Raw genomic sequence first — 25135 nt, 5'->3', positions numbered from 1 at the left:
GCCGACATGGACGCTCTCCACCGCCGCACGAACATTGCATTGCTGGCAGCCGCCCTGGCGGCGCTCGCCATCGCGCCCTTCGCGGTCTATCCGATGTTCCTCATGAAGCTGATGTGCTTCGCGCTGCTCGCCGCCTCGGTCAACCTGCTGGTGGGCTATGTGGGCCTGCTGTCCTTCGGCCACGCCATGTTCTACGGCACCGCGGGCTACGTCACGGCGCACGCGGTCAAGGTCTGGGGCTGGGACGGCATGGCGGGCATCCTCGCGGGCGTGGCCACGGCGGCGCTCGTCGGGCTGGTCACGGGCCTGCTGGCCATTCGCCGCCAGGGCATCTACTTCTCGATGATCACGCTGGCCTTCGCGCAGTTGGTGTACTTCATTGCGCTGCGCATGCCCTTCACCGGCGGGGAAGACGGCATCCAGGAGATCCCGCGCCCGATGGTGCTGGGCCTGTTCTCGCTGCAGAACACCCTGGTGCTCTACTACTTCGTCGCGGCGCTGATCGTGTTCGGCTTCTGGCTGATCTACCGCGTGGTGCATTCGCCCTTCGGCCAGATCCTTCGCGCCATCCGCGACAACGAGCCGCGCGCCCAGTCGCTGGGCTACCGCGTCAACCGCTACAAGCTGCTGGCCTTCGTGCTGTCGGCCGGGCTGGCGGGGCTGGCCGGTTCGCTCAAGGTGCTGGTGTTCCAGCTCGCCTCGCTGACCGACGTGCACTGGGCCACCTCGGGCGAGGCGCTGCTGATCTGCATCGTCGGCGGCATGCACACGCTGCTCGGGCCGGTCGTCGGCTCGATCGTCATCGTGTCGATGGAGAACTACCTCGCCTCGTTCGCCGAATGGGTGCTGATCATCCAGGGCGTCGTCTTCGTGCTGGTCGTCATGCTGTTCCGCAAGGGCATCGTCGGCCAGTTCCATTCGCATCTCACCGCGCGCCGGCAGCGCCGCGCCGCGGCTTCCTGAGGAGCATGCCCATGGCAGCCCACGACCTTCCCTCCACCTGGCCGGCCACGCCCGGCCTGCTTTCCGGCCGGCTGGCGCTGGTGACCGGCGCCGCCAGCGGCATCGGCCGCGCCATCGCGACGGCCTATGCCCAGGCGGGCGCACGCGTCGTCGTGACCGACCTGAGCAGCGATCGCTGCGCCGAAACGCTGGCGGCCGTGCGCGCCGCCGGCGTCGAGGGCTGGGCCTACGCGCTCGATGTGTCCGATGCCCAGGCCTGCGTCGCGCTGGCCGAGGCGGTGCACGACACCGCGGGCGACATCGACACGCTGGTCAACAACGCCGGCGTGATCATCCGCGAAGGCATCGACAGCCCGCGTGCGCAGGAGAACCTGCACCGCACGATGGACGTGAACCTGTTCGGCGTATTCAACACCGTGCATGCGTGGCTGCCGGCCTTGCGGCGCACGCGGGGCTGCATCCTCAACGTGGCCTCGGGGGCCGCGTTCATCGCCCAGGGCGGCGCGCTGGGTTATTCGGCCTCCAAGGCGGCGGTGAAGATGTTCACGCAGACGCTGGCGCTCGACCTTGCGCCGGACGGCATCCGCGTCAACGCGCTCGCGCCCGGCGTGATCGAAACGCCCATGACCGAAGCCACGCGCGCCGATCCGGCGCGGCTGGGCCGATTCATGCAGCGCATTCCGGCCGGCCGGCTGGGCCAGCCGCACGAGCTCGCGGGGCCCGCGGTGTTCCTGGCCTCCGGGCTGGCGAGTTTCGTCAACGGCGTCACCTTGCCGGTGGACGGCGGCACGCTGGCCGTGTAAGGCCCCGGGACCCGCAACAGCGGGTCCACGCCTTGGCATCAGGCCGCTAGTGCTTGCTGCGCGCGTTCGAACACGAAGTCGCGATAACCGCCCTGCGCCGCCGCGGCGCAATGCTCCCGGTACTTCAGGAAGCCGCCCGTGAAGAGCGTGAGCCCTTGCGGCTTGTCCTTCACGTTCGCGCCGACGTACCAGGTCTTGGCCTTGGTCAGCAGTGTGCGCTGCGAGAGCGCGTAGACAAGGTCCATCCAGGCTTGCTCGGCCTGCGCGGTCGGCTCGATGGTCGACAGGCCGTTCTCTTCCATGTGCGTCATGGCCGCCGCGATCCAGTCGACGTCGTGCTCGCTGATGCGGATGATGTTGGCGAGCGCGGCCGGGCCGTTCGGTCCGGTGGTCATGAACAGGTTCGGAAAGCCTTCCATCATCAGGCCCAGGTGGGAACGCGCGCCGTCCTTCCACTTCTCGTTCATCGTGCGCCCGTCGCGCCCGACGATGTCGAAGGCCAGCAGCGCGCCCGTGAGGCCGTCGTAGCCGGTGGCGAAGATGAGCATGTCGAGCTCGACCTCGCCGGCCTGCGTCTTCACGCCACGCTCGGTGATCTCCACGATCGGGTCGGCGATGCAATCCTTCAGGTGGACGGTGGGCCGGTTGAAGGTCTCGTAGTAGCTGCTGTCCAGGCAGGGGCGGCGCGCGAAGATGGGGTAGCCGCGCGGCTTCAGCTTCTCGGCCGTTACCGGGTCCTTCACGGTCTCGCCGATCTTGCCGCGCACGAATTCGGCCACGTGCTCGTTGGCTTCCGGGTTGGCCAGCAGGTCCGAGAAGGTGCCGAGCATCGCAAGCCCGCCGTTCTTCCAGGCGTCTTCGAGCAGCTGTTGGCGCTGCCTGGGCGTCACGCTGAAGAAGGCCCGCGTGGACTGCGGGCGCACGCCGCCCACCGCGCTGTTGCGGGCCGATTCGCGAATGCTGGCGTAGTTGCGCTTGACCTCGGCCACATAGTCGGGCTCGAGTACTTCGTTGCGCATCGGCATGGTGAAGCTGGGCGTGCGCTGGAACACGAAAAGCTCGCCGGCTTCCTTGCCCACTTCCTGCACGATCTGGATGCCCGTCGATCCGGTGCCGATGACGCCCACGCGCTTGCCCGCGAAACCGACGGGTTGGTGCGGCCACTTGGCGGCGCGCAGCAGCTGGCCCTTGAAGCGGTCGATGCCGGGAATCTCGGGGTCCTTGGGAATCGACAAGGGGCCGGTCGCCATGATGCAGTACGTGGCCTCGTAGGTGTCGCCGCGACCGGTCGTCACGGTCCACAGCTTGCGCGCCTCGTCCCACACCGCGCGGGTCACGCGCGTCTTGAACTGGATGTGCCGGCGCAGGTCGAGCCTGTCGGCCACGAAGTTGATGTACTTCAGCAATTCAGGCTGGGCCGCGAACTGCTCCGACCACGTCCACTCCTGCTCGATCTCGGGAGAGAACGAAAAGCTGTAGTCGATGCTCGGAAGGTCGACGCGCGCACCGGGGTAGCGGTTCCAGTACCAGACACCGCCGACGTCGCCGCCCGCTTCGAAGCCCTGCACCCTGAAGCCCATTTCGCGGAAGCGGTATGTGGCGTACATGCCGCCGAAGCCGGCGCCGACCACGACCACGTCGACGCGCCTGGCGCCGGTCTGCGGGTTCAATGGATGGTGGGATGGATGCAGGTTGATGGGTTCGGCGGTCATGTGTGTGTCTCCTTGTTGATTCCAGCCACGGCGGGCAGGTTTGCGTGCAAGGGAAATGATGCCCACCGTGGGGAAGCCCATCAAGAAAATCACACTGGCGCTGAACAACATTACATCCGTGATTTCCGTGCCCTATGCGGTCCCGTCTTCGTCCAGCTGCTGTACGAGCCTTCGCATGAGCGCGGTGTAGCGCGCACGATGCGGGCGCATGCGCTCGATGGTCCCGCCCATGCCCAGCACCGCGATGCGCCCCTGCACCAGGCAAGGCAGCACCACGCCGACGGTGGCGCCGCCGAGCAGCGGCATGTTCTCCACGTAGATCGACTTGCGCTCGCGCGCATCGGCCACCTGCGCCGCAACGACTTCCAGCGGCACGCGGTCTTCCTTGCGCGGCGTGGCGATGTTGGCGCGGCGCACGAGCTTCTCGATCTCGGCATCGGAGCGGTCGGTCAGCAGCAGCCACCCCATCGCCGACAGTGTGAGCGGCCGCATGCTTCCCTCGTCGGTGTGAAAGCGCAGCTGGTGCGTCGACTGGATCACGCGGATGTACTGCAGGTAGATGTCGTTGAGCATGCAGATCGACACCGTCTCGCCCGTGGCGCTGTGCAGGTCGCGCATCACCTCGACGACGCGGCCTTGCCCGAACAGCGCCTGCGTGACCCAGTCGCCCAGCGAGGCCACGCGCGGCGTGGGGAAGTACACGCGATCGGCGCGGTTGTAGTTGAGGTAGCCCAGTGCGATGAGGTTCTTCAGCAGCACCGTGGTGCTGGACTGCGGATACCCCAGCGCGTCGCTGATCTGCTTGAGGGCCAGGGGCGTGCGCACCTGCGCGAAATGCTCCAGCACCTGAAGCACCCGCGTGGCCGATTTGACTGTGCCGATGGGCATCGATGTCCTTCAGAAATCACGCATGCGATGGTAGTTGTCGCACATGCGTGCCTCCACCGGGTGAACCATAGGCTAGAACGCCACGCGCACCCCGACGTGGGTGGCGTGGCTGTTGCCGCCGCGATCCAGCCCGGCCTGGGTGGTGGCGCCCGTCACCGCATACGCCGCGCCGTTGCGGTTGCGGATGCGGCCGTAGTCGGCGTACAGGCTGGTGCGCTTCGACAGCGCGTAGATGTAGGCGATGCCGAACTGCGTGGCGTCGCGGTTCAACGGCCCCTTGTCATCCACACGCACCACCTGTGCGAGCACAGTGCTCACGCCAAAGGGCACGGCGATGCCGATCGACGCGCTGCGGTCGTCCTGCCCGCTGTAGTAGCCCACCAGCGGAAAGCCCGCGAACATGAGGTTGTTGTCCGCGGCGGCATGCGTGGCCGGCGTGACCGCAGCACCCGGATTGCGGAAGGTCGCGTACGAGCCGAACAGCTTGGCCGCACCGAAGTCGTAGGCCGCGGCGGAATGGAACCAATGCAGGGTGCTCGCGTCCGCCAGTTGCCTGTAGGTGGAATAGCCGATGGCGGCGCTCAGCCCGCCCTTGAGGTAGAACACCGACGCGGCCGTGCTCGCGCCGGACCTGGAGCTGGTCGCCGTTCCGCTGGTCACGGTGGTCTCCCCCGGCGAGTAGGACAGCTTGGCGATGAAGCCGCCGAAATTCGGCGACTGGTACCAGATGGTGTTGTTGACCCGCCCCGGCGCCGGCTGGATGCCCTGCAGGTTGCCGCCGCCGCCCAGGCCGAAGGCGTCGCCCACCGCCTGCACCTCGGAGCCGATGGCCACCACGGTGCGCCCGAGCCGGATCTCGCCCATCGAGCCCGACAGGCCGACGATCGCTCCGCGGCCGAACGACTTGGCGCCCGCGCCCTGGTTCTGGCCCATCGTTCCCGCATCGGAGTTGAGGCCCATCTCCAGCAGGAAGTTGGCGCGCAGTCCGTCGCCCAGGTCTTCGCTGCCCTTGAACCCGAGGCGCGAGCCGTTCATGTGGCCGCTGTCCATCCGTCTCACCCGTCCGCCGGCATTGCTGGCCGATGCCAGGCTCGTGTCGACCAGGCCGTACATCGTGAGGCTGGACGGCGAGGCCGCCATGCCGCCCGCCGGCTGCACGATCTGGCGCAACTCTTCCTTCTGTGCCTGCTGGGCCAGCGCTGGCGATGTGCCACAAAGGCCGGTGGCAAAAAGCGTCACAGCGAGCGGCATGCGACGCGGGGTGTTCAAGAAACTCGACAAGATTTGTCTCCTCGTATGGGATTTCTGGTTGCAGGCCCGCCTTGCAAAGGGCCTGGCCGCCGTCAACGCGTGGTTGTCGGCCGGCATGCAGAAAGCCGCCCTGCGGCAATGCCGGGGGCGGAAGTCGAAGAGAACGGAGGTTTCGTCAGGTAGTTGCCGGGGGCAGCGACGCCAGGAGCGCGTACCAGGGGTCGTCGGGCGCGCGCCCGCCGATCGGCTGGCGCACGCCGAAGCGCTCGGCCTCGGTGCCGGCGGGCGCTGCCGACTCGCGGATCCAGTCGTACGCCACGGTGCGCGCGGCCACCCGCCATTCGCCCGCGCCGCGCCGCTCGAAGCGGTCGATGTAGCGGCCGCACAGGAAGGTCTCGCGCTGCTTGCCCTGCGCGTCGGTGTCGGTCTGGAAGGCCTGGAAATAGCTCTCCACCGCCGCCTCGGCGCCACGCAGTTCGATCGCGATGTTGCCGATCGTGTGGATCACGCGGCCGCCCTCCTTGAGCTTTGCCAGCGCCCAATCGATGAAGCCGCTGGCGCTGCCGCTGTAGGGGCCGTGCCGATCGGTGGCGTCGGGCCAGTACGACGAGCGCAGCGCGGCCTCGTCGCAGCGGTCGATGCCGCGGCAATAGCGATAGAGGCATGCGCGGATCGCCTCGCGCGCGCTCAGCGCCTCGAGCCGGGCCTCCAGTGCGATCAGGCGTCCTTCAGTCTGCATGCGAATGCTCCTTCGTTTCCGTGCCGCGCAGCACGATCACCGCGTCGAGGCAGGCGGCACCGTCGGTGCGCACCACCAGGGGATTGATGTCGACGCTTTCGAGCTCGTCGGCATGGGCGATGCCGAAGTCGGACAGGCGGCACAGGGCGTCGGCCAGCGCCGCCTCGTCGTAGCGCGGGCCGCCGCGCCAGCCGCGCAGCAGCTGCGTGGAGCGCACGCGCTCGATCAGCGCGGCGGCACGCCCGGGCGTCAACGGCGCGGAGGCGAAGGCCACGTCCTTGAAGAGCTCGACGGCCGTGCCGCCCGAGCCGTACATCACCATCGGCCCGAAGGTCGGGTCGCGGTGGATGCCGAGGATCACCTCGACACCGCCCTGCAGCATCGGCGCGACCAGCACGCCTTCGAGCCGCGCGTCGGGCCGCGCCTTGCGGGCGCGTGCCATCAACTCGTCGTACGCGGCCTCGACCGCCGCCGCGTCCTGCAGGCGCAGCATGACGCCGCCGACCTCGGTCTTGTGGGGAATGTCGGGCGAGACGATCTTCGCAACCACCGGAAAGCCCAGCGTCCGCGCGGCAGCCGCCGCATCGGCGGCGCTGCGGCACAGGCGCTCGGGCAATACCGGCAGGCCCGCATGCGCCAGCGCGCGCTTGGCACCGTCCTCGGTCGACACGTCGCCGCGCAGCGGCACAGCAGCCGCACACCGCACGGGCTTGTAGAGCGTCTCGCGGCGTGCGCGGATATGCGCGAGCGCGGCCAGCGCACGCACCGCGCGCGACGGGTCCTCGAACACCGGAATGCCGTGCTGTTCGAGCGCGCGGTTGACTTCGGGCTTCGACAGCATCACCAGCACCATGAGCCGGTCCGGATGCCGCTGGCGCTGCGCGATCAGTTCCGCCTGCGTCGAGGCGAAGCGCTCGGGCGACAGGCCCACGTGCGCGAGGTAGGCGAACACCGTGCCGTAGTCCGCGTGGTCCAGCATGACGCCCACCGTGCGCGACACGCCGCTGGGCACCGAGGTGACCTGCGCCGTCATGTCCAGCGGATTGCTCGCCACCGCGAACGGCAGCAGGTCGAGCGCGGCGCGGCGTGCCGCCTCGGGCAGCGGCGGCAGCGACATGCCGCGCCCACCGGCATCGTCGGCCATCAGCACGCCGATGCCGCCGGAGCCGGTGACGATGCCCATGCCGGCGTTGTGCGGCAGCGCCCGCGCGACCGAGAACGCGTAGGCGATGTCGAGCATCTCCTCGATCGATTCGGGCCGCCATGCGCCGCACTCTGCGAAGACGGTGTCATAGACCGTGTCGTTGCCGGCCAGCGAACCGGTGTGCGTGGAAGCCGCGGCGGCGCCGACCTCGGTGCGGCCCACTTTCATGATGAGCACGGGCTTGCCCGCAGCCGCGGCCTTCAGCAGCGCGCGCCGCAGGCGCTCGCCGTCGCGGCACGACTCCAGCGCGGCGCAGATGACGCGCGTGTCGGCGTCGTCCACGAGGTAGTCGATGCACTCGGCCACATCGACGTCGCCTTCGTTGCCGGTCGCGATGATCTTGCTGAAACCCAGGCCGCGCAGCGAGGCCATGCCGTAGGCCGCGGAGCCGAAGGCGCCGCTTTGCGTGGCCAGCGCAATGGGCCCGGGCACGGGCTTCAGGCCGTTCAGCGCGGTCGAGAAAGTCGAGAAGAAGCGCGTCGGCACGTTGAGCAGGCCGAGCGAGTTCGGCCCCACCATGCGCACGCCGGCATCGCGGCACATCTGCACCAGGCGGTCCTGCAGCGCACGGCCCGCGGCGTCGATCTCGGCGAAGCCGGCGGTCAGCACCTGGATCGCCTTCACGCCCTTGCCGATGCTGTCGCGCACGGCCGCCTCCACGCCGGCCACCGGCACGGCAATGACGGCCTGGTCGACCGGGTGCGGAATGTCGAGCACGCTGGCGAAGGCGGGCAGGCCCTGGATGGTGTCGCCGCTCTTGTTGACCGGGTAGAGCGGCGCCTCGAAGCCGCCTTCGAGCATGAAGCGCAGCGGTCGTCCGCCGATGCGCTCGGGGTCGGACGAAGCGCCGATCAGCGCCACGGAAGAGGGATTGAAAAGCGAATCGAGCGAATGCACCACAAGCTCCTCAATGCAGCACGGCGTCGGCGGCGAGCCGGTCGAGCTGGCTGAAACGATCACCCCACTGCTGGCTGCAGGCCAGCGCATGCATGGCGAGCCGCGCCGCCGGCAGCTCGCGCGACATGCCGATGCCGCCGTGAAGCTGGATGGCAGTCTCCGCGACTTGCCGGCCGGTGACGGCGAGGTACAGCTTCACCAGCGCCAGTTCGCGCCGCACCTCGCGTCCCGGCAACGCCGAGCCCATGCCGTCGAGCACCAGCACCTGCTGGCGCACCATGCCGCGCACATTCTCGTAGGCCACGTACATCTCGACCACCTTGTGCCGCAGGGCCTGGAAGGTGGCGAGCGCCACGCCGAACTGCTCGCGCGTGCCGAGGTACTCGATGGTCTGCTCGATCATCGCGCCGATGGCGCCGACCATTTGCGCGCACGACAGCARCGCGCCGACCGCGTTGGCGTGGTCCACCAGCGGGCGGACCGCGGCGCCGCTCAGCAGGACGGCGGCCTCGGGCAGCGCGAGGCCCTCGACGTCGATGTCGGTGGTGTGGCGCGCATCGATGCCCGTGTAGCTGCGTGCGGCGCCGGCCAGCACAGCGCGCGGCAGCAGCACCAGCGCGTCCTTGCCGTCCAGCGCGACGAGCGCCAGCAGGTGCGTCACGGGTTCGGTGAGGTCCGCGCCGCGCAGGCTGCCGTGCAGCACCACGCGTCCGCCTTGCAGGCGGGCGGCAGGGGCTGCGTCGTCGAGCGCCAGCACCGGGCAGGCCGAGGCCTCGCCGCTCGCGATGTCGCCCAGCAGCGTTTCGGCGGCGGGGTTGCCGCCGATGCGCGACAGCAGCGTGGGCACCACGGCGCAGCGCTCGACCAGCGGCGCGGCCAGCGCGTGGCGTCCGGCCGCCTCGGCGATGGCGGCGATGTCGCCCAGCGAGGCGCCGGCACCGCCGCTGGCTTCGGCCACCAGCACGGCCTGCCAGCCCAGGCCCAGGAACTGGCGCCAGGTTGCGCTCGATGCATGGGCATCGGCATCGGCGGTCGTGGTGGCAGCGGCGGCAACGCGCAGCGTCGTGTCGTAGAGGTCGCCGGGGAACATCGGCTCTGCGTGGAATGGCATGGATTCAGGCTCCGAAAAGGTCGCGCGCGATGACGTTCTTCTGAACTTCGCTGGTGCCGCCGGCGATGGTGCGCGAGCGGTAGAAAAGATAGGTGTGCACGAGCTCGCGCTGCAGGTCGACATCCTGCTGCGCGTCGACGCCGGTGGCGGCCACCAGCCGCGCCGCGTGCGCCGGGCCCGCGATGTCGAACGCGATGCCGATGATCTGCTGCGACAGCTCCGAACAGTAGAGCTTCAGCGCCGACGACTTGGAGGCCGCGAGCGTGCCCTGCATTTCTTCCTGGATGGCGCTCAGCAGCATCTCGCGTGCGCCCTTCACGCCGGCCTGCGCGAGATAGAGGCGCTCCAGCAGCACGTGGAAGCTAGGCGAGGCGCTGGCGGCATTGGCGTCGCGCCGCGCCGTCAGCAGCTCTTCGACCTGCTCGGCGAGCCGCGCCAGCCGCGGCACGGTCGCGGGCGACAGGCGTTCGCGGTCGAGCAGGAACTTGGCGCACCTCCAGCCCTCGCCTTCGGCGCCGACCAGGTTCTCGCACGGCACGCGCACGTCGTTGAGGAACACCTCGTTGACGTGGTGCCAGTGGTCGATGGTGGGAATCGGGCGCACCTCGATGCCCGGCGTGTTCATCGGCACCAGCAGCAGCGAGATGCCGGCCTGCTTGCGCCCCTCGTTCGAGGTGCGCACCAGCGTGTACATCATGTCGGCCTCCTGCGCGTGCGAGGTCCAGATCTTCTGGCCGTTGAGCACGTAGTGGTCGCCGTCGCGGCGCGCGGAGGTCTTGAGCGAGGCCAGGTCGGAGCCGGCGCCGGGCTCCGAGTAGCCCTGGCACCACCACTCGCTGCCGTCGAGGATGCGCGGCAGGAAGCGCGCCTTCTGCGCCTCGGTGCCGAAATGCAGGATCACCGGGCCGATGTGGCCCAGGCCGTGGTGGTACTGCGGGGGGCAATCGGCCTGCGCGGTGATCTCCTCGAACAGGTAGCGCTGCTGCAGGTCCCAGCCGGTGCCGCCGTGGGCCACGGGCCAGTTGGGCGCGGCCCAGCCGCGGGCGAACAGCTTCTCTTGCCAGATGCGGTATTCGTTGCGCGTGATCTTCTGGTTGCTGCGCACGAAGCGCTTGAGGTCTTCCGGGCACTGCTCGGCGGCGAACTGGCGCAGCTCCTCGCGAAACGCGGCGTAGGGATCGGTCTGTGTTGGCGTTGTCATGTGTCGGTGTGCTTTTTTTCGAAGGCGGTCATCGGGTCTTGCTCAGTCGAGCTGGATGCGGCGCTCGCGGATCACCGGCGCCCAGCGGTCGTGCTCGGCGCGCAGGTAGGCCGCGAACTCCGGTTGCGTCATGAGGCGCGGCTCCACGCCGGCGCGCTCGAGGGCCGCGCGCATCTCGGGCGTCTCGAGCACCGCGCGCAGGTCGGCGTAGATGCGTTGCTGCAGCTCGGCGGGCGTCTTGCTCGGCAGGAAGAAACCGAACCAGCCGCCCGCGGCGAAGCCCGCAAGCTGCGGCACGCCCGAGCGCGCGATGGGCACCACCTCGGGCATCCGCGCCACCGGCGCGTCGCTGGCAACGCCGAGCGCCTTGAGCCGGCCTGCGCGCACGTAGGACATCGAGGCGGCCGAATCGAACATGGCCTGCACCTGGCCGCCCAGCAGGTCGTTCAGCGCAGGACCGTTGCCGCGGTAAGGCACGTGCACGATGTCGATGCCCGTCAGCGAGGCCAGCAGCTCGGCGGCGATGTGCGGGCTCGATCCGTTGCCGGAGGACGCAAACACAACCCCCTTGGGATGCGCCTTGGCATAGGCGATCAGCTCGGGCACCGTGTTCACCGGCAGCCTGGCCGACACGAACAGCACGCTCGGCGCGTCGGCCACGATGGTGACCGGCACCAGCGCGGCGGGGTCGTAGGGCAGGTTCTTCATCAGCAGCGGATTGCCGATGTAGCCGAAGGCGGTGAGCAGCAGCGTGTAGCCGTCGCCCGGCGCACGCGCGGCCGCGGCGGTGCCGATGGAGGTGCCTCCCCCGTTGCGGTTGTCGATCACCACCGGCTGGCCCCAGCGCGCCGACAGCGCCGGGGCAACGATGCGCGCGAGGTTGTCGGTCAGCCCGCCGGCCGCGTACGGAACGATGAGCTGCACCGGCTTGTCGGGAAACGCCAGGGCCATGGCCGGCACCGCGGCAAGCGCGCCGCAGCACATCGCGAGAAGGAATCGTTGAAGGACTTGCATCGCTGGATTTCGAAGGAAGTTTACTTAACGGCCGGTAAGTTACGAATCGGGTTTACCCTTCCAGGCGATGCGGCGCGCGTGGGCGCCGCAGCGTCGCCAAGCTTCAGCGCTTTGGTGTCGCGCGCAGGCCGCCGAAGGCCATGTCCAGGTACTGCTCGATCACCTCGCGGGTGCTCAGGCGGCCCTTGGGCGAATGCCAGCGGCAGATGTGGTTGAGCATCGACAGCAGCATGCGTCCCGCGATGGCGGGGTCGACCTTGCGCACCTCCCCCTTGGCGATGGCCTCGGCGATGCAGTCGCGCAAGAGGTGCTCGTATTCGTCGCGCAGGTAGACGGCCCCTGCGCGCGGATCGCCCTCGCTGCCGGACCAGAACGCGTTGGAGCCCGCGATCCAGGAATTGCGGCTGCGGTCCAGGAAGTCGGCGGACGACTCCATGAACAGGCGCACCTTGTCCAGCGGACTCTTGCCGCGGGACATCGCCTCGCGCACCGAGTCCACCAGCGCCTGCATCGACTCCAGCACGATGCGCTCGTACAGCGCTTCCTTGTTGGGGAAGTGATAGTAGAGCGCAGCCTTGGTGATCTTGGCTTCGTCGGCGATGTCGCGCAGCGACGTGCCTTCGTAGCCCTTCTTGGCGAAGAGCCGGCAGGCGATTTCGGTCAGCTGCTCCTGGCGCACGTCGGACTTGCGCCTGGAGCCCCGTTCCGGATCTGCCGCCTCGGCGACGTTGGACTGGGTTGCCATGGGCGAAGGTCCTCTTGAAATTCTTGGCGTGGGAGCTTGCGGGGGCAGCGGCTGAACAGCCATGCACTCGGTCCGCAATCGATCAAAAAATAATAGCACGCACCATGTAGCCGCAAGGCCCTGGTGCCGCGTGCCATCAGCGTCCGGTGTAGACGGGGGCGCGCTTCTCGAGGAAGGCGCGCTGCGCTTCCTTCGCGTCTTCCGTCTTCGACAGCGCCACCGTGTTGCCCTGCTCGTAGCGGTAGGCATCGCGCGACGGCATCACCTGCGTCATGCGGGCCGCTTCCTTGGCCAGGCGCAGCGCGATCGGGCTCTTGGAGGCGATCTCGGCGGCGATCTCCATCGCGTAGGGCATGAGTTCGTCGGCCGGCAGGCAGGCTTCCACGAGGCCGAGGCGGTACAGCTCCTGGCCGGTGACCTTCATGCCCGTGTAGAACATGCGCCGCGCGCGCGAGCGGCCGAACACCTCCTGCAGGAAGGTCACGCCGCCGGCCAGGCCGACGTTGATCTCGGGCATCGAGACGAAGGCGTCCTCCGACGCCACCCAGATGTCGGAGGCCATCACGAGGCCGAAGCCCGCGCCCATGGCCGGGCCGTTGATGGCCGCGATGACGGGCTTGGCGCACTCCACCACCGCGTAGTACGACTCGCGCACCAGGCGGTTGTGGCGGCCATAGGCGCCGGGCGTGGCGCCGAGGTTGGGCCGCTCGCGGATGTCCGCGCCGGCCGAGAAAGTCTTGCCGCTGCCGGTAAGCACGATGACCGAGACGTCGTCGCGGTCGGAAAGCTCGTCGAACACCTGCGTCAGCTCGCTGCGCAGCTCGGCGTTCTGGGCGTTGACGGGAGGGCGATTAAGCGTGAGCACCGCGATCCGGTCCTTGACCTCGAGCAGCAACGTATTGAAAGTCATCATGTCTCCTTGGGTGTCCTTGAAAATATTACCTGTCGCACGGTAAGTTATTTTGGAGCAGGCGGCGCTCTTTTGGCAACTGCCGCGGCCCAGGACAGGTCGCGGTCGGGACAGCCGCACCGAAGCCATCTACGCCAGAGGGGCCGATGCGGGCCGCATGTGCGCCGCGCAATTCAGGCGCTCATAATGCCCGCGACCCATGCCAGAGGTCACCCTCGAACCCCGAGGCTCCGCGCCCTCCAGCCGGGCCGGCCGCTCTCCTCTCCTGGCATTTACGGGACGACATCATGAGCGCACTCCACATGTTTCTACCGGCGTGCGAGCCAGCGCGCAGCGAGATGCTCGCGCAGCTGGCGAAGACGCACCACGTACCTCGCCACCTCGTCAAAGGCATCGTGCCCAGGAGCCACGGCGCGCGCGTGGAGACCACTTCGGCCGATGCGCCGCAAGGCCAGCAACAGGCGCAGCAAGCGCCGCCGCAGGAATCCGGGGCACCGGCCGCGCAGGAGTAATTGCCGCGCGCATCGGGCGACAAGCTGGGCACGATCGACCACCTCATGACATCGCATGGCGGCGCAGCGCGGCAAGCGGCGCATGCACAAGACGCCGGCCCAGTGCGAGGCCGAAGCCTGCCATCACTGGCTTCAGGACGAGATCGATCTCGTGCGTCCCCCTGCCCTCGTCGCCCTGGGCGCCACGGCAGCGCGCGCACTTCTCGGACGGCAGGTGGCGGTGACGAAGGAGCGTGGCCGCTGGCACGGCGACCCGTCGGGGCGGCCCGTGCTGGTCACCCTGCATCCCTCCGCATTGCTGCGCGGCGCCCCCCGGCAGCGCGACGAGGCCTGGCAGGCGTGGCTGAAGGACCTGGGGGTTGCGCTGCCGCGCAAGGCGAAGGACTGACACGAGCGGTGGGCCGTTTCTCACACGCGCGGCCCGCGAATCCTGCAGATTGAAGTCTGCCCAGTTTCGACCCCGAAGGACTTCCATGATTGCCAGCATTCCCGGCTCATCATGATGTAGCGCGAACCCTTGATCGCGAATTCGAGTTCGCGGCGCTGCGCAAGCCCCCGCGGATAGAACTTGCCGCGCCACGGCGCGTATTTCCATCCGGAGATCCCGATGCGTGTTTCGCCCGGCATGGCGCTTCCATACGCCCGGGTACCGGCTGCGCGGCGACGTCCTCAGGGTGCGCTCGCCGCCATGTTGCGGCACTCCTGCGCGCAGCTCCTGCAGGCCGTCGCGCACGCCTGGCAGTGATCGTGGTCATGGCTGGCGCATTCGTCGCCGCAGGCACTGCAGACCTCGGCGCACAGCCGGCAGGCGGCTCTGGCGTGCACGCTGCCGCGGGCCATCAGCGATGCGCAGAGCCTGCACATGGCCTCGCAGTCGGTGTCCAGCGCGATGCACGCGGCCAATGATTTCACGTCCGGTTCGCGCAGGCATGCCGCCGCGCAGCGGCCGCATGCAGTGGCACAGGCATTGCACGCGGCAATGCATCGATCGAAGAGTTCCTGGGTCATCAGAGTCCTTCCTTGCGTTGCGGCAAGAGTTCCGTTGCGGCGCGCAACGGGCGGGGCCCGGGCTCCCGGGGTGCATCGGTCGGCGCGCTTCCTGGTGCACTTCCGGAAATCGGCCATCGCGAGCGCCGGTCGTCCGGGCCAAGCCAAGGTTCGGCCCGGGCGGCGCGCGCCTTCATCGTGTGCCGCTCGCGCGCGGCCCGTGTCGTCTACACCCGATGGCGGCTGTAAGCCTTCTCCGAGGTGCAGCATCCCGCGGGCGGGAACTGCCGCTTCATGCAACCAGCCTCCCCGCGGAAATGGAGGAGTCGCCCGGATCGAGTTGCGCGAGGATGGCGAACAACTCGTCCACGCGGTGCGCGCAGGTGTGGCGGGCGAGCACCGTGGCAAGGCCGTGCTGCGCCAGCGAATCGGCGAATTCGCGGTCCCCGAGCACGTCGTGCAGGTGTTGGCGCATTGCGGTGCCGTCGTTCGCGACGAGGAAATCGCGGCCCGGCGTGAACAGCTCCTCGGTGTCGTGCCAGGGCGCGCTCACCAGTGGAATGCCGCACGCCAACGCCTCGAACGTGCGGATGGTGGGAACGCCGCGCAGCGCTTCCACGTGGGGCCGGTGCGGCAGGTGCACCGTTACACGGTGGCGCGCGAACACGAGCGGCACCTTGTAGTTGGCGATCCATCCGCCGTACTCGATGCCGGCCCCGCTCAGGCGGTCGAGCGCGGGATCGGGGTAACGAACGCCGTGCACCAGGGCCTTCAGGCCGAGGTCGCGCACCGGTCCGAGCAGGAATTCGTCGAGCTCGGCCACGCGCTCGTCGTCGCCCCAGTTGCCGATCCACACCAGGTCGCCGGTGCGTGCCACCTCGGGGCGTGGATGAAAACGCCGCACGTCCGCGGCCTCGTGCCACGTCCACGCCTCGCGTGTCCAACCCTTGCTGCGGTACAGGTCGCGAATCACATCGCCGAAGGCCAGCGCGCCGTCGTAATGGGCGAGGTCGTAGGCGGCCATGGATCTTTCGTCCGTCACCGCGCGGTGATGCGTGTCGTGGAACAGCAGGCGGTAGCGGCCGCCGTCGCGCCGGTGCAGGCCGATGCGGCGCACCAGCGCAGGCTCATTCCATTCGTGCACGAGGACGACGTCCGCACCGTCGAGCACGGCATCGAGGTCGAGCGTCGCGCGATCGTACGGCGTGCTTCGCAGTTCGGGGTAGGCGCGCGCGAAGCCTTCCACGGGCCTGCGGCCGTGTCCGGCCTCGAGGTTGGCTCGGCTCCAGCCGCGGCGCGGTTCGTACACGGCCACTTCGTGGCCTCGCGCGACAAGCTCGCTGCAGATGCCGCGCAAGAAGTGAGCATTGCCATGGTTCCAATCGGAAACGAGTGAATGGCAGAACATCACGAAGCGCATGAAATCTCCCTGTTTTGCTGTTTTGCTGTTGGACGGCAAGGTGGAAGCAACGGGATCGGCGACCCCGGGCCTCAGTGCCTGCGCCTCGCCACGAGATAGCCCGCCGTGGCGGCCAGTGCCAGGGCGCCTCCCGCCACGACGATGCCCGCTGCCAGCCCCGGCATCTCCGGGCGGGGCGGCGTGCGCTGCGCGGTGGCGCGCGCCGGTGCGGGCGCCGCGGACACCGGCATCGACTTCGACACGCTCACCGACACCGGATCGCTCGCCGGGAACGACTCTTCGATGCCGTGGTCGATCGCGTCCTCGTGCGGCATCTCGGTCACGGCCCGGGCAGGGGGCGTCCCGCCGCTGTGCGCGGGTGGAGCGGAGTGATCCTCCGACGTGGGGAAACGGAAGGCGCGGTCCTCGTCCGGGGTGCTGCTGGAAGTGGGGATGCTCATGGAAGGACTCCTGGATATGGTTCGGCTTCGGATCAGATTGCCGGTCTATCCAAGCGCCGCACCGCCGTGTGTGGGAGCCCGGGGTCAGCGCCTGTAGGAGCGGCGGACTAGGGCCGGCCACACGGGCGCGGCGGGAAAAAAAGCCCGGCCGGTATGGGTGCGCTCCGACGCGAAGACGGGATTCCGGGACGCGGTGGCCGTCGCTTCCGGACGACGCCTCCACGGGGCCGGCGCAACCAGCATCGGGGCCCCAGGAGGAATACGCCCATGGACCGACTCTTCGCTTCGTTCGCCAACCACGTCGCGCGCATCGCGGGGAGCCCGACGACCTTCCTGCTCTGCGTCGCGGTGGTGGTGGTGTGGGCCGCCACGGGGCCCATGTTCGGCTTCTCGGAGACCTGGCAGCTGATCATCAATACCGGTACGACGATCGTGACGTTCCTGATGGTGTTCCTGATCCAGAACACCCAGAACCGCGACGGCCTGGCGCTGCAGACCAAGCTCGACGAACTCATCCGCTCGTCCGACGCGCAGGACGAATTCATGGGCATCGAGAAGCTCACCGACAAGGAACTGGTCGTGCTGCACCAGAAGTGCGAGGCGGCTGCGAGACAGAGCCAGGCCACGCTGGAGCGCGCGCTCGCCGAACGCCGCAGGCGCGGCCACACGGGCGTGCCCAAGGGCGAGCGCCAGCAGCAGGCCGATGGCCGGAATCGCGGCATGGGCGAACCTTGAATTCGAGCGGCCGAGACCGAATAATGGGCCGCAGGCGCTGCCCCTGCCGCCCCTATCCGTATCCGCCGCGTTCCTTGTTCATTCATCCCTTTCGAGGAGATCGTCTTGACAATGAAGATCGCGCAGATTGCGCCACTGTACGAAGCCGTTCCACCCAGGTTTTATGGCGGCACCGAAAGAGTCGTCGCGTACCTTGCCAATGCGCTGGCGGACCTCGGCCATGAGGTCACGCTGTTCGCCTGTGCCGACGCGCGCAGCCGCGCGAAGGTGGTGCCGATGCGCGCCCAGGCACTGCGGCTGGACCCCGCGCCACTGAAGTCGGACCTGGCCAGCCACCTGACCATGCTCCACGAGGTTCGGCGCCGCGCCGGCGAGTTCGACGTGCTTCATTTCCACGTCGACCTGGTGCACTTCCCGTTCTTCGAGGACATGGCCGAGCGCACGCTGACCACGCTGCACGGGCGGCTCGACATCGCCGACCTGCCCGAGGCCTACATGCGCTGGAACAGGTATCCGCTGGCATCGATCTCGCGCCACCAGCGCCGCCCCCTGCCCTTCGCCAACTGGCTCGCGAACGTGCCGCACGGGATCGATGAATCGGCCTACGCGTTCGGACAGGGCACGGGCGGCTACCTGGCGTTTCTCGGCCGCATCTCGCCCGAGAAGCGGCCGGACCGCGCCATTTCGATCGCCAGGAAGGCGGGCCTGCCGCTGCGCATCGCCGCCAAGGTGGATCCCGCCGACCGGCACTATTTCGAGCAGGAGATCCGCCGCCTGCTCGACGATCCGCTGGTCGATTTCATCGGCGAGATCGGCGACGAGGACAAGGCGGCCTTCCTCGGCGGCGCGCGCGCGCTGCTGTTTCCCATCGACTGGCCGGAGCCCTTCGGGCTCGTGATGATCGAAGCCATGGCCTGCGGCACGCCGGTGATCGGCTGGCGCTGCGGATCGGTGCCCGAGATCGTCGAGGACGGCGTGAGCGGTGTGATCGTCGAGAGCGAGGCGCAGGCCGTCGCGGCGGTGCACGAGATCGACCGGCTCGACCGCCGCCTCGTGCGGCAGGCCTTCGACAGCCGCTTCTCCGCGCGCGCCATGGCCAAGGCCTACCTGGAGCTCTATGCGCGCCTCGTGGGCGGCGGCAGCCCCCTGCCGGAGAAGCAGCCGCCGCTGCCGGTTCTCCAGAAAGCGGCCTGAGACATGAGCACCGATGCAGAAGCCACCGCCGCCGACCAGGCCGAGCCGGCCACGGAGCGCGCCGTGCAGCAGGCCTTCGTCCTGAAGGAAGGCGACACCTATTTCGTGATGGACGCGCTGGGCGACGTGGGCGGTGGCGTCGACGGACTGTTCCACAACGACACGCGCATGCTCTCGACCTTCGCGCTGAGCCTCGACGCGCAGCGGCCATCGCTGCTTTCCAGCGGCGTGAGCCAGGACAACGTGTTCTTCATCGCGAACCTCACGAACCATCCGCTGCCCGTGCTCGGCTCGACGTCGATGCCGCAGGGCGTGATCCACCTGGAGCGCAAGCGCTTCCTGTGGAACGCCCGCCTCTTCGAACGCATCCGCCTCGTGAACTACGGCGAGCAGGCGGCCCACGTGCCGCTGGGCCTGCGCTTCGGCGCCGACTTCCGCGACATGTTCGAGGTGCGCGGGCAGCGCCGCGCCCGGCGTGGCGACTTCGACGCCCCCGAAGTGCGCCCCGACGGCGCGACGCTTCGCTATCGCGGGCTCGACACCCTCCTGCGCAGCGCCTGCATCGACTTCTCCATGACCCCGCGCAGCATGGACGCCGGCAGCGCCGAATTCGATGTGCGGCTCGCCGCGCACGGCGAATGGACCTTGCATGTCGAAGTGGGCGAGCAGCCCGTGCGGCCGACTCCGCAGCGCTTTCGCGAAGCCTGCACGCTCGCGCGGTGGCGCATGCGCGCGCGGCAGCGCAGGGGCGCCCGCCTGCTGAGTTCGGGGCGCCTGTTCCAGGCCTGGCTGGAGCGCTCGCGCGCCGACCTGGCGCTGCTGACCACCGACTTGCCCACCGGGCCCTATCCGTACGCCGGCATCCCCTGGTTCTCCACGCCTTTCGGGCGCGACGCGATCGTGACCTCGTTCCAGACGCTGTGGATCGATCCGCGGCTGGCCGAGGGCGTGCTCACCTTCCTGTCGGCGAGACAGGCGCGCCAGACCTCCACCTTCCGCGACTCCGAGCCGGGGAAGATCATGCACGAGACCCGCAAGGGCGAAATGGCCGCCGTGGACGAGCTGCCCTTCGGCGAGTACTACGGCGGCGTCGACACCACGCCGCTGTTCGTGGCGCTCGCGGGCGCCTATGCGCGGCGCACCGGCGACCACGCCGCCATCGCGCGCATCTGGCCCTCGCTGTGCGCCGCCTGCGACTGGATGGAGCGCAACATGTCGCGCCACCCCGAGGGGCTGCTGGCCTACCAGCGCGGCGAGGCCAGCGGCCTCGTCAACCAGGGCTGGAAGGACAGCCACGATTCGATCTTCCACGCCGACGGGCGCACGCCCATGGGGCCCATTGCGCTGGTCGAGGTGCAGGGCTACGCGTACGACGCATTCCTTGCGATGTCGACGATGGCCGAATGGCGCGGCGACGCGGCCGCGGGGCGCTGGCGCCGGCGCGCCGAGGCGGTGCTCGAGGCGGTCGAGAGATGCTTCTGGCTCGAGGACCAGCAGTTCTATGCACTGGCCGTCGACGGCCTGGGGCTGCCCTGCCGCGTCCGCGCCTCCAACGCCGGCCATCTGCTGTTCTTCGGCCTGCCGGACCAGGACCGTGCCGCGGCGGTGGGGCGGCAACTGATGTCGTCCTCGTTCACCTCCGGATGGGGCGTTCGCACGCTGCCCACGGAGGCCGTGCGCTTCAATCCCATGTCCTACCACAACGGCTCGGTGTGGCCGCACGACACCGCCCTGTGCGCGGCGGGCCTGGCGCGGTACGGCGAGCGCGAGGGCGTGATGCGCATCCTCGACGAGCTCTTCGAATCCGCCGCGCATTTCGGCATGCGCCTGCCGGAACTCTTCTGCGGCTTCGACCGCCAGCCCGGCCAGGCCCCCGTGGCCTACCCGGTCGCATGCCTGCCGCAGGCATGGGCAGCGGGTTCGGCGTTCATGCTGGTCCAGGCCTGCCTGGGCGTGGAGATCGACGGCATCCGCAACAAGGTGCGCATCGTGCAGCCGCGCCTGCCGGCGAACATCGAGCAGCTGCGCGTGGAACGGCTGAAGGTCGGCCAGGGCCTTGTGGACCTGAGGTTCCAGCGCATCGGCAACCGCATCGTGGTTTCGGCGGAATCGCCGCCGCGCGGCCCGCACGTGGAGGTGGAGCTTTGCCTCTGACGCCCGCGACGGGTGTCTAGAGCCCGCCGACGATGGTCTTCAGCTCGTCGATCGACGCCGGTTTCGGCAGGTGCGCATTGAAGCCCGCCTCGAGCGCGCGGCGCACATCCGCGCGCCGGCCCAGGCCCGACATCGCGATCGAGCGCAGCTCGCGCGTCGCGGGCCGGCGGCGCACCTCCGCGATGAGCTCGAAGCCATCCATCTGCGGCATTCCGAGGTCGGACACGAGCAGGTCGTAGGTGTTTTTCTCGAGCAGATCCAGCGCTTCCCTGGCGCTCTCCGCGACGTCGACGGTCGCGCCTTCCAGCCGCAGCACCTCCGCGAACGGAATCAGCGCGTCGGCGTAGTCATCCACCGCCAGCACGCGCCAACCTTTGAAATCGACCTCGGCCTGCGCCTGTGCCTGCGTTGCCGCCTGCTCGGCGCCCTTGCCTTCGAGCGGAAGCCACACGCTGAACTCGCACCCTTTCCCGATGCCGGCCGAGAACGCCTTGACCCGCCCCTGGTGGGCATGCGCGAGTTCCTGCACCAGGGCCAGGCCGATGCCCATCCCGGCGTTGGACGGCGCCGCCTCGTCGACGGCCTGGTTGAACATGCCGAACACATGCGGCAGGAACTCGCTGGAGATGCCGCAGCCGCTGTCCGTCACGGTGAGCCTGGCGAATCCGCCCTCGGCCTCCACGCGGGCGCAGATGCGCCCGCCCGCGGGCGTGAACTTGACGGCGTTGCTCAGCAGGTTCCAGGCGATCTGCTCAACGCGCACCCGGTCGCCATGGCACTCGATGCCCGGTTCGCAGTGCGTCTCCAGCACCAGCTTCTTCTCGGTCGCGGCTGCAACGGCGGCATTCGCGGCAGCCTGCACGATCTCGCCCAGGTCGACGCGCACCCGGTTCAGCCGCAACTTGCCGGTGCGGATGCGCGAGAGGTCCAGCAGGTCGTTGATGATGCGGGTCTGGCTGCCGACGGCGCGCTTGATGGTCTCGCTCACCCGCCGGACCTTGGCGTTTTCCATGGCCTCCGGCAGGTGCAGCAGCAGTTCCGCGTTCATCTGGATCAGGTTGAGCGGCTGCTTCAGCTCGTGCGACATCACCGCGAGGAACCTGTCCTTCAGCTCGTTGGCCATCTGGGCGTTCAGGCTCGCCTTTTTTTCCTTGACCAGCAGATGGTCCAGCGCGAGCTCGTGCCGCTTGCTGCCGGTCATGTCCCGCGCGATCTTGGCGAAGCCGCCTCCCGCCCTGTCGTCCAGCAGCGTCATCGCGCCGCTGCAGAAGAAGCGCGTGCCGTCCTTTCGCTGGTGCCAGCGCTCGTCTTCGGCGCGGCCGGACTGCGCCGCGCAGCGCATTTCCGCTTCGGGTACGCCGTGCGCGCGGTCCTCGGGCGTGAAGATGGTCGCGATCGGGCTGCCGATCATCTCTGCCTCGCCGTAGCCGAAGATGCGCTCGGCACCGAGATTCCAGCTGGTGACGATGCCCTGCGGGTCGGCCGTGATGATGGCGAAGTCGCTCGTCGTCGCGGCCGCCCGCCGCAGCCGCTCCTCGCCCGCACGCACGCGCTCTTCCGCGGTCCGCAATTCGGTGATGTCGAAGAAGTTGAGGATGGCCCCCTCGATCCGGTCCCCGGCCGTCCGGTACGGAAGGATGCGCGCGAGGAAATGCCGCCCGTCGGCGCTCTTCACGTGGCGCTCGCTCGCGCGCAATTCCCTGAAGGCCGACGCCGTGTCCTCGGCCAGCTCGGGGTAGTCGAGCCGGGTCGTGATGTCGAACAGCGAGCGTCCCAGGTCCGAAGGGATCAGGTTGAAGAGGTTGCTCGCATGCGGCGTGTAGCGCTTGATGTGCATGCTCCGGTCGACGAACACGGTGGCGATCTCGGACGAGGCGATCAGGTTCTGCAGGTCGTCGTTGATGTGCTCCCATTCCTCGACCTTGATCTTGAGCTCGAAGTTGACGGTCACCAGCTCCTCGTTCATCGACTGGAGCTCTTCCTTGCTCGTCTCCAGTTCCTCGCTGGCCGAGCGCAGTTCCTCGTTGATGGCCTGCAGCTCCTCGTTCGAGGCCTTCAGTTCCTCGGTCGATGTCTCGGAGCTCTCGATGGTGTCCTGCAGGTGGAGCTTGAGCTGCCTGATTTCCTCCTCGAGCTGGGCGACCAGCTGTTCGCGCGCGGCGTCGGGCGGTGCGCCATCGTCCGGCCGCGTGCTCTCCTCGACCTCGTCGAAGACCACCAGGATCAGCTGCCTGCTCCCCGGCTCCTGCTGCACCGGTCGCACGGTGATGTTCAGGAACACCTGCCGGCCGTCTTCCTGGCGCAGCACGAGCCGCGCCTCGACGCTATGCGACGACTGCGCCGACTTGAACAGCGCGGTGCGCAGTTCGAGCCGGATGTCCGGGCGCACGTTGTTCAGCAGGTTGTCCGAAGGCTCGCCGCTCGCGCGCTCGAGGAAGCGCCCGGCGCCGTTGGACAGGTGAAGCACGTTGTGGTCGCTGTCGATCAGCACGCTGGGCGGCGAGAACTGCTCCAGCGCGCGCTGGTGCAGCTCGGCGAGGCTGGGCCGTTCGCCGCCATTGCGCCTGGCTGCACGCAGTGCCTGCATGACGGGGCCGGTCGGCAGCGCGGTCAGCGCCTCGCTGATCACCGGCACGTGCCGTGCGGGCGGAAACTCGGGGTTGACCTGGAAGATGCGGTGGCGCTTGTCGACGGCGGCGAACAGGTTCGCGGCCGCGTCGGTCGACTCGGAGGTGCCGAGGAACAGGAAGCCGCCCGGCTTGAGCGCGATGCGGAACATCCCGAGCACGCGGGCCTGGGCGTCGCGATCGAGATAGATCAGCAGGTTGCGGCAGCAGATCATGTCGAGCCTGGAGAACGGCGGATCGCTCAGCAGGTTGTGCTGCGCGAAGAGCACCGGCTCGCGCACCGCGGCCGACACGCGGAACTGGTCGCGGTCCTTCAGGAAGTACCGCCGCAGCCGGCCCGGCGCGATGTCTTCCGCGATGCCCTGCGCATACACGCCCTTGCGGGCCGTGGCGATGGCGCGCTCGTCGACGTCGGTTGCGAAGACCTGGATGTCCAGCGGCTTCGACAAACGATCGGCGTGCTCGCGCAGCAGCATGCTGACGGAGTACGCCTCCTCCCCGGTCGCGCATCCTGCCACCCAGACCCGCAACGGCTCGCCCGGTTGCTTGCGCTCCACCAGCGGCCCGATGACCTCCCCGGACAATGCCTCGAAGGCATCGCGGTCCCGGAAAAAGTTGGTCACGCTGATCAGCATGTCCTGCAGCAGCGGCGCGGCCTCCTCCGGGTGCTCCCGGAGGAAGTCGCGGTAGGCCGGCAGGTCGGCCAGCCGGTTCACTTGCAGCCGGCGCTCGATGCGGCGCAGCACCGTGGCGCGCTTGTAGTGGAGGAAGTCGTGCCGCGTGTAGGTCTTCAGCAGCGCCATGACCTCCTGCAGCGCCTTCTCGGCGAGCCGCGACGAGGCGAGGCCCTCCGGCTCCTCCACGAAAGCGCCCACCTCGGACGTGTGGGGAAGCTGGATGTGGCGCGCGTTGCGCCATACATCGACCAGCCGCTCGCCCATCTGGTCGGCCGGAAGCACAAAGTCGACCATGCCGGTGGCGATGGCGGCCAGCGGCATTCCACCGTAGGTCGCGTCCTCCGGCGACTGGGCCACGGTCAGGCCCGCATGCTCCTTGATTCGGGTGAGCCCGACCGCGCCGTCGCTGCCGGTGCCCGACAGGACGATGCTGACCGCGCGCTCGCGGTGCACCTGCGCCAGCGTGCGGAAGAAGACGTCCGCCGCGGTTGCGCGTCCATAGGGCCGCTCTCCCTGCGTGACCTGCAGGTTGCCGCCGTTCATCGTCAGTTCGACGCCGGGCGGGATCACGTAGATGTGATCGACCTCGATCGGCATCGTGCCGGCCGCCCGGGCCACGGGCAATGCCGTCGTGCGCTGCAGGATCTCGGGGGCGCTGCTTTCATGGTCCGGCGACAGGTGCAGGATCACCACGAAGGCCATGCCCGGCCGCTCGGGCATGTGCTCGAAGAAGCGCATCAGCGCTTCCATTCCGCCGGCCGATCCGGCAAAGCCGACGACGGGGAAACTCAGCGAACTTGGCGCCAGCGTCGCGGGTGCGGAGGAAGGCGCAGGGGCACCGGAGGTCTGGGACTCGGGCATTCTGGCTCGCAGGGAAAGTGCGGCATTCGGGAGGAGCGATTTTGCGCCCAAGTCCGGCAACCCCGGTACGAGCATTCCCTGCGCGGCGCC

The 25135-nt window shown here is 68.9% G+C and carries 22 protein-coding genes; 7 read left to right on the top strand and 15 right to left on the bottom strand.

The window, feature by feature from the left end:
- Positions 1-6 precede the first annotated feature (6 nt).
- Positions 7-963, top strand: a complete 957-nt coding sequence (locus AC1DFC_RS11510) for a branched-chain amino acid ABC transporter permease (protein ID WP_478179273.1) — start codon at positions 7-9, stop codon at positions 961-963.
- 11 nt (positions 964-974) lie between these two features.
- On the top strand, positions 975-1766 hold the full coding sequence (locus AC1DFC_RS11505; protein ID WP_413312706.1) for an SDR family NAD(P)-dependent oxidoreductase: 792 nt from the start codon (positions 975-977) through the stop codon (positions 1764-1766).
- Between the two features lie 38 nt (positions 1767-1804).
- Here the strand turns inward: AC1DFC_RS11505 and AC1DFC_RS11500 are convergent, their stop codons facing one another.
- From AC1DFC_RS11500 to AC1DFC_RS11455, 10 genes are all read right to left on the bottom strand, one after another.
- Positions 1805-3478 (bottom strand): flavin-containing monooxygenase, encoded by a 1674-nt coding sequence (locus tag AC1DFC_RS11500; protein ID WP_478179272.1) that lies wholly within the window; start codon positions 3476-3478, stop codon positions 1805-1807.
- A 132-nt stretch (positions 3479-3610) separates the two neighbouring features.
- Positions 3611-4366, bottom strand: coding sequence for an IclR family transcriptional regulator (locus tag AC1DFC_RS11495; RefSeq protein ID WP_007832991.1), 756 nt, complete (start codon positions 4364-4366; stop codon positions 3611-3613).
- A gap of 72 nt (positions 4367-4438) precedes the next feature.
- On the bottom strand, positions 4439-5647 hold the full coding sequence (locus tag AC1DFC_RS11490) for a porin (protein ID WP_007832989.1): 1209 nt from the start codon (positions 5645-5647) through the stop codon (positions 4439-4441).
- Positions 5648-5792: 145 nt separating this feature from the next.
- Positions 5793-6356, bottom strand: coding sequence for a nuclear transport factor 2 family protein (locus tag AC1DFC_RS11485; RefSeq protein WP_007832987.1), 564 nt, complete (start codon positions 6354-6356; stop codon positions 5793-5795).
- The gene (locus AC1DFC_RS11480; protein WP_007832985.1) at positions 6346-8457 is read right to left on the bottom strand and encodes an acetate--CoA ligase family protein; all 2112 of its coding nucleotides are present in this window, start codon (positions 8455-8457) and stop codon (positions 6346-6348) included. The genes AC1DFC_RS11485 and AC1DFC_RS11480 overlap by 11 nt, the downstream gene beginning before the upstream one ends.
- Positions 8458-8467: 10 nt before the next feature.
- Positions 8468-9568, bottom strand: coding sequence for an acyl-CoA dehydrogenase family protein (locus tag AC1DFC_RS11475; RefSeq protein WP_413331994.1), 1101 nt, complete (start codon positions 9566-9568; stop codon positions 8468-8470).
- A gap of 4 nt (positions 9569-9572) precedes the next feature.
- Positions 9573-10769, bottom strand: a complete 1197-nt coding sequence (locus tag AC1DFC_RS11470) for an acyl-CoA dehydrogenase family protein (RefSeq protein WP_007832981.1) — start codon at positions 10767-10769, stop codon at positions 9573-9575.
- A 42-nt stretch (positions 10770-10811) separates the two neighbouring features.
- Positions 10812-11783 (bottom strand): Bug family tripartite tricarboxylate transporter substrate binding protein, encoded by a 972-nt coding sequence (locus AC1DFC_RS11465; protein WP_478179271.1) that lies wholly within the window; start codon positions 11781-11783, stop codon positions 10812-10814.
- 103 nt (positions 11784-11886) lie between these two features.
- Positions 11887-12528: a TetR/AcrR family transcriptional regulator gene (locus tag AC1DFC_RS11460; RefSeq protein WP_007832976.1), complete on the bottom strand. Its 642-nt coding sequence runs from the start codon at positions 12526-12528 to the stop codon at positions 11887-11889.
- A 136-nt stretch (positions 12529-12664) separates the two neighbouring features.
- The gene (locus AC1DFC_RS11455) at positions 12665-13438 is read right to left on the bottom strand and encodes an enoyl-CoA hydratase/isomerase family protein (protein ID WP_007832974.1); all 774 of its coding nucleotides are present in this window, start codon (positions 13436-13438) and stop codon (positions 12665-12667) included.
- Positions 13439-13725: 287 nt separating this feature from the next.
- Here AC1DFC_RS11455 and AC1DFC_RS11450 point away from each other — a divergent pair, with 287 nt between their 5' ends.
- Positions 13726-13950: a hypothetical protein gene (locus AC1DFC_RS11450; RefSeq protein WP_007832972.1), complete on the top strand. Its 225-nt coding sequence runs from the start codon at positions 13726-13728 to the stop codon at positions 13948-13950.
- A 55-nt stretch (positions 13951-14005) separates the two neighbouring features.
- Positions 14006-14338 (top strand): uracil-DNA glycosylase family protein, encoded by a 333-nt coding sequence (locus tag AC1DFC_RS11445; RefSeq protein WP_478179270.1) that lies wholly within the window; start codon positions 14006-14008, stop codon positions 14336-14338.
- 20 nt (positions 14339-14358) lie between these two features.
- Here AC1DFC_RS11445 and AC1DFC_RS11440 read toward each other — a convergent pair whose 3' ends face one another.
- The 4 genes from AC1DFC_RS11440 to AC1DFC_RS11425 all read right to left on the bottom strand — a co-directional run bounded on the left by AC1DFC_RS11440 (position 14359) and on the right by AC1DFC_RS11425 (position 16680).
- On the bottom strand, positions 14359-14577 hold the full coding sequence (locus tag AC1DFC_RS11440) for a hypothetical protein (protein ID WP_478179269.1): 219 nt from the start codon (positions 14575-14577) through the stop codon (positions 14359-14361).
- Between the two features lie 42 nt (positions 14578-14619).
- Positions 14620-14958, bottom strand: coding sequence for a four-helix bundle copper-binding protein (locus AC1DFC_RS11435; protein ID WP_478179268.1), 339 nt, complete (start codon positions 14956-14958; stop codon positions 14620-14622).
- Between the two features lie 271 nt (positions 14959-15229).
- Positions 15230-16246, bottom strand: coding sequence for a CgeB family protein (locus AC1DFC_RS11430; protein WP_478179267.1), 1017 nt, complete (start codon positions 16244-16246; stop codon positions 15230-15232).
- A 182-nt stretch (positions 16247-16428) separates the two neighbouring features.
- Positions 16429-16680 carry a hypothetical protein gene (locus tag AC1DFC_RS11425; protein WP_478179266.1) on the bottom strand — a complete coding sequence of 84 codons (252 nt, stop codon included), beginning with the start codon at positions 16678-16680 and terminating at the stop codon, positions 16429-16431.
- 384 nt (positions 16681-17064) lie between these two features.
- Between AC1DFC_RS11425 and AC1DFC_RS11420 the strand changes: the two genes are divergently transcribed.
- The 3 genes from AC1DFC_RS11420 (at position 17065) to AC1DFC_RS11410 (ending at position 20880) form a co-directional block, all read left to right on the top strand.
- Positions 17065-17532 carry a low affinity iron permease family protein gene (locus tag AC1DFC_RS11420; protein ID WP_007832956.1) on the top strand — a complete coding sequence of 156 codons (468 nt, stop codon included), beginning with the start codon at positions 17065-17067 and terminating at the stop codon, positions 17530-17532.
- Positions 17533-17643: 111 nt separating this feature from the next.
- On the top strand, positions 17644-18726 hold the full coding sequence (locus AC1DFC_RS11415) for a glycosyltransferase family 4 protein (RefSeq protein WP_413332024.1): 1083 nt from the start codon (positions 17644-17646) through the stop codon (positions 18724-18726).
- A gap of 3 nt (positions 18727-18729) precedes the next feature.
- A complete protein-coding gene (locus AC1DFC_RS11410) occupies positions 18730-20880 on the top strand; it encodes an amylo-alpha-1,6-glucosidase (protein WP_413331983.1) in 2151 nt (716 codons plus the stop codon).
- Between the two features lie 16 nt (positions 20881-20896).
- On the opposite strand, the gene AC1DFC_RS11405 is transcribed toward AC1DFC_RS11410, so the two are convergent.
- Positions 20897-25045 carry a CheR family methyltransferase gene (locus AC1DFC_RS11405; RefSeq protein WP_478179265.1) on the bottom strand — a complete coding sequence of 1383 codons (4149 nt, stop codon included), beginning with the start codon at positions 25043-25045 and terminating at the stop codon, positions 20897-20899.
- Positions 25046-25135: the final 90 nt, after the last annotated feature.

The organism is Variovorax sp. 10L421, assembly GCF_056395365.1.
This window is presented reverse-complemented; position numbering and strand designations above follow the sequence as displayed.